The following is a 3,034-nucleotide window of genomic DNA, read 5'->3' on the forward strand; positions in this document are numbered from 1 at the left end:
TCCATCGTCACGGCGCGCAGGCCGCAAGTGGCCAGCCGTGAGCAGCCGGAAGAAGACCCGGCGGACTCCGCCGACGAGGAATGACAAAGGGCCCCTCGGGGCCCTTGTTGTTGGCGCGGCGCTGTTGCGAGTGTTCAGCCTTCAGCTGTCCGCCAGCCCTGGGGCACTTTGGGGCGCCTTAGCAGGGGCAGGGTAGGTACCGGGCCCGTTCAGGTGACCGGGCCTTCGCTCGAGGCATCGCTGTCTGGTGCCTGCGTGTGCTTGACGAACAAGCCTGCGGCCACGATGCCCACCTCGTAGAGCAGGCACATCGGGATCGCCAGCGCCAGTTGCGACACGACATCGGGCGGCGTGACCACCGCAGCGATCACGAAGGCGATGACGATGAAGTAGCTGCGGAAGTCCCGCAGCTTCTCGACCGACACCATGCCCATGCGCACCAGGATGACCAGCACCACCGGCACCTCGAAGGCCGCCCCGAAGGCGATGAACATGTTGAGCACAAAGCTCAGGTAGGCCTCGATGTCGGGGGCAGCGGTGATGCTTTTGGGCGCGAACTGCTGGATGAAGGTGAAGACCTTGCCGAACACGAAGAAGTACGAAAAGGCCACACCCAGGAAGAACAGCAGCGTGCTGGAGATGATCAGGGGCAGGACCAGTTTCTTCTCGTGCGTGTACAGGCCGGGCGCCACGAAGGCCCAGACCTGGTAGAGCACCACCGGCAGCGCCAGCATGAAAGCGGCCAGCATCGTGACCTTGATCGGCACCATGAATGGCGAGATCGGGTTGGTGGCGATCATGGTCGCACCGGCCGGCAGGTGCTGGATCAGTGGCATGGCCAGCCAGTCGTACAGGCCGGAGGGCGATGGGTAGATGGCCAAGGCCACGAAGGCGATGGCGATGGCGATGACGGCGCGGATCAGGCGATCGCGCAACTCGATGAGGTGGGCGACGAAAGGCTGTTCGGTGCCGTCCGTGCCGTCCGGGCTGGGGGGAGGGGTGCTCACGGGGTGTCAGGGTTGGCGGTTCGGGCGGAAGCGGGCGACGCGCGCGGCACCCGACTGCACATGGCGACGCACGCCGTTGCGCTGCTTGTACCAAAGCGGCGTTGCCCCACGCTTGAGGCGCCAGTTCTTGCGCGGCGGGGTGTAGGGGGTGGCCGGCAGGTCGTTGTAGAAGCTGGGGTAGTCGGCCGTCGAGCTGTCCGACAGGGCCTGGCCGGCTTCGTCCAGGCTGCCTTGCACCGTCTGCCCGATGTCCTGGGCGGCGGTCTGCAGGTTGTCCTTCATCTTCTTGAGCTCATCGAGCTCCATCGAACGGTTGACCTCGCCCTGGACCTGCGAGACGTATCGCTGAGCCTTGCCGATGAGCACGCCCACCGTGCGCGCAACCCGGGGCAGTCGCTCCGGGCCGATCACGATGAGCGCCACAGCCCCGATCAGGGCCAGCTTGTCGATGCCGAAATCAATCATGCCCTGGAGATCAGGACTTGGTCTTGGCGTCGACGTCGACGGTGTTGCTGTCCTGGCGGGCAGCGTTGGTCACCTGCTGGGCCGGGGCCTCGGGGGTGGTGCCACCGTCTTTCATGCCGTCCTTGAAGCCCTTGACGGCCGAGCCCAGGTCGCCGCCGATGTTCTTGAGCTTCTTGGTGCCAAAGACCATCACCACGATGAGCAGCACGATCACCCAGTGCCAGATGCTGAACGAACCCATGATCACACTCCGAGCGGGCTGACTGCCCGCGTTGATTGAAAGAAAGATGTCGGGGGCACCGGCATCGACATGGGTCGATGTGGGGGCGCCCCCCGGGAATTCAAGAGCGAGGGACGCTGCGACGCGCAAACTCCTCCAGGCCCGACAGGCCTTCGCGCCTGGCCAGCTCGGCCACCACGTCCTCGGGGCCCAAGCCCATGTGCGACAGCGCCACCAGCGAATGGAACCACAGGTCGGCGAACTCGCCCACCACCGCCTTGCGGTGTTCAGGGCTGTCCTGCGCGGCCAGGTCCTTGACGGCGATCACCGCCTCGGTGGCCTCTTCGCCCACCTTCTTGAGGATGGTGTCGGTGCCCTTGTGGAAAAGGCGGGCCACGTAGCTCTTGTCGGGGTCGCCGCCCTTTCGGGATTCGATGACCTCGGCAACGCGGGCCAGCACGTCCAGTTGATTGTGCGCACTCATCATGAATAGATGGATTTCGGGTCTTTGAGGACGGGCTCAACCGTCACCCACGCGCCATTGTCGTACTTCTGGAAGAAACAACTGTGACGGCCCGTGTGGCAGGCGATGCCGGGTTCGTGTCCCTTTTGCGTCACGCGCAACAGCACCACGTCGTTGTCGCAGTCCATGCGGATGGCGTGCACTTGCTGGGTGTGACCGGACTCTTCGCCCTTGTGCCACAGGCGCTTGCGCGAGCGGCTCCAATAGACGGCCTCGCCCGTTTCGGCGGTTCGCGCCAGCGCCTCCCGGTTCATCCAGGCAAACATCAGCACGTCGCCCGTGCTGTCTTCTTGAGCGATGACGGGCACCAGCCCGTTTTCGTCCCACTTCACGTCGTCCAACCAAGTCATGTCTGCAGTGTAGCAACCGGGCGGCTCGGGCCCCGCGCATCGGTCCGATCCGACCGACAATCGGGGGGTAGCAATGTCCGTGCCCCCAGAGGCGTTTCCAACATGTTTTCCCACATGCCGGCATCGGCGAGCGCCCAGGCGCCCCACGCGTCCTGCCCGACTGTTTCAGCCATGGGCGACTGGTTGGCCCTGACCATGGGCGACGCCTGCGGCATCGGCCCGGAAATCATCGCCAAGTGGTGGGGGCGGGGTGACCGTGCCCTGGTGATCGGCTGCCCCCAGGTCATGCGCCGAGCTGTGGCCTGGCTGCCTGCGAGCCAGGCGCCCGAGGTGGTCGCATTGGGTGATTGGCGTGATGCGTCCAGATTGCCGCGGGAGCAAATGGGGGTGTGGGCGCCACCCGGCCTGCCACCCGATCTGCTCGAGGCGCCGCTGGGCCGGGTTGACAGGCGAGCCGGGCAGGCCGCAG

At 65.6% G+C, this 3,034-nt stretch carries 5 protein-coding genes and 1 pseudogene; 1 reads left to right on the forward strand and 5 read right to left on the reverse strand.

The features are described from left to right. Positions 1 to 209 precede the first annotated feature (209 nt). The 5 genes from tatC to hisI all read right to left on the reverse strand — a co-directional run bounded on the left by tatC (position 210) and on the right by hisI (position 2,565). Complete coding sequence (tatC, locus tag B2W70_RS14585) at positions 210 to 1,007, reverse strand: twin-arginine translocase subunit TatC (RefSeq protein WP_286746760.1); 798 nt, start codon at positions 1,005 to 1,007, stop codon at positions 210 to 212. 6 nt (positions 1,008 to 1,013) lie between these two features. Then, positions 1,014 to 1,472: a Sec-independent protein translocase subunit TatA/TatB gene (locus B2W70_RS14590; protein WP_286746762.1), complete on the reverse strand. Its 459-nt coding sequence runs from the start codon at positions 1,470 to 1,472 to the stop codon at positions 1,014 to 1,016. Between the two features lie 10 nt (positions 1,473 to 1,482). Next, positions 1,483 to 1,713 (reverse strand): Sec-independent protein translocase subunit TatA, encoded by a 231-nt coding sequence (tatA, locus tag B2W70_RS14595; RefSeq protein WP_058089381.1) that lies wholly within the window; start codon positions 1,711 to 1,713, stop codon positions 1,483 to 1,485. 100 nt (positions 1,714 to 1,813) lie between these two features. Next, positions 1,814 to 2,176: a phosphoribosyl-ATP diphosphatase gene (locus B2W70_RS14600; protein WP_286746764.1), complete on the reverse strand. Its 363-nt coding sequence runs from the start codon at positions 2,174 to 2,176 to the stop codon at positions 1,814 to 1,816. Next, the gene (hisI, locus tag B2W70_RS14605; RefSeq protein ID WP_286746765.1) at positions 2,176 to 2,565 is read right to left on the reverse strand and encodes a phosphoribosyl-AMP cyclohydrolase; all 390 of its coding nucleotides are present in this window, start codon (positions 2,563 to 2,565) and stop codon (positions 2,176 to 2,178) included. Before hisI ends, B2W70_RS14600 begins: the two co-directional genes overlap by 1 nt. Before the next feature lie 171 nt (positions 2,566 to 2,736). On the opposite strand from hisI, the pseudogene B2W70_RS14610 reads away from it, so the two are divergent. Continuing rightward, positions 2,737 to 3,034: pseudogene (locus B2W70_RS14610) on the forward strand (4-hydroxythreonine-4-phosphate dehydrogenase PdxA); the annotation flags it as partial.

Origin of the sequence: Aquabacterium sp. UBA2148 (genome assembly GCF_002328915.1) — a bacterium.
Lineage (GTDB): Bacteria > Pseudomonadota > Gammaproteobacteria > Burkholderiales > Burkholderiaceae_C > Aquabacterium > Aquabacterium parvum.

Excerpts from the sequence above, each read along its gene's own strand:
- hisI (WP_286746765.1), bottom strand. The coding sequence starts at position 2,565 with ATGACTTGGTTGGACGACGTGAAGTGGGACGAAAACGGGCTGGTGCCC.
- B2W70_RS14600 (WP_286746764.1), bottom strand. The coding sequence starts at position 2,176 with ATGAGTGCGCACAATCAACTGGACGTGCTGGCCCGCGTTGCCGAGGTC.
- B2W70_RS14590 (WP_286746762.1), bottom strand. The coding sequence starts at position 1,472 with ATGATTGATTTCGGCATCGACAAGCTGGCCCTGATCGGGGCTGTGGCG.
- tatA (WP_058089381.1), bottom strand. The coding sequence starts at position 1,713 with ATGGGTTCGTTCAGCATCTGGCACTGGGTGATCGTGCTGCTCATCGTG.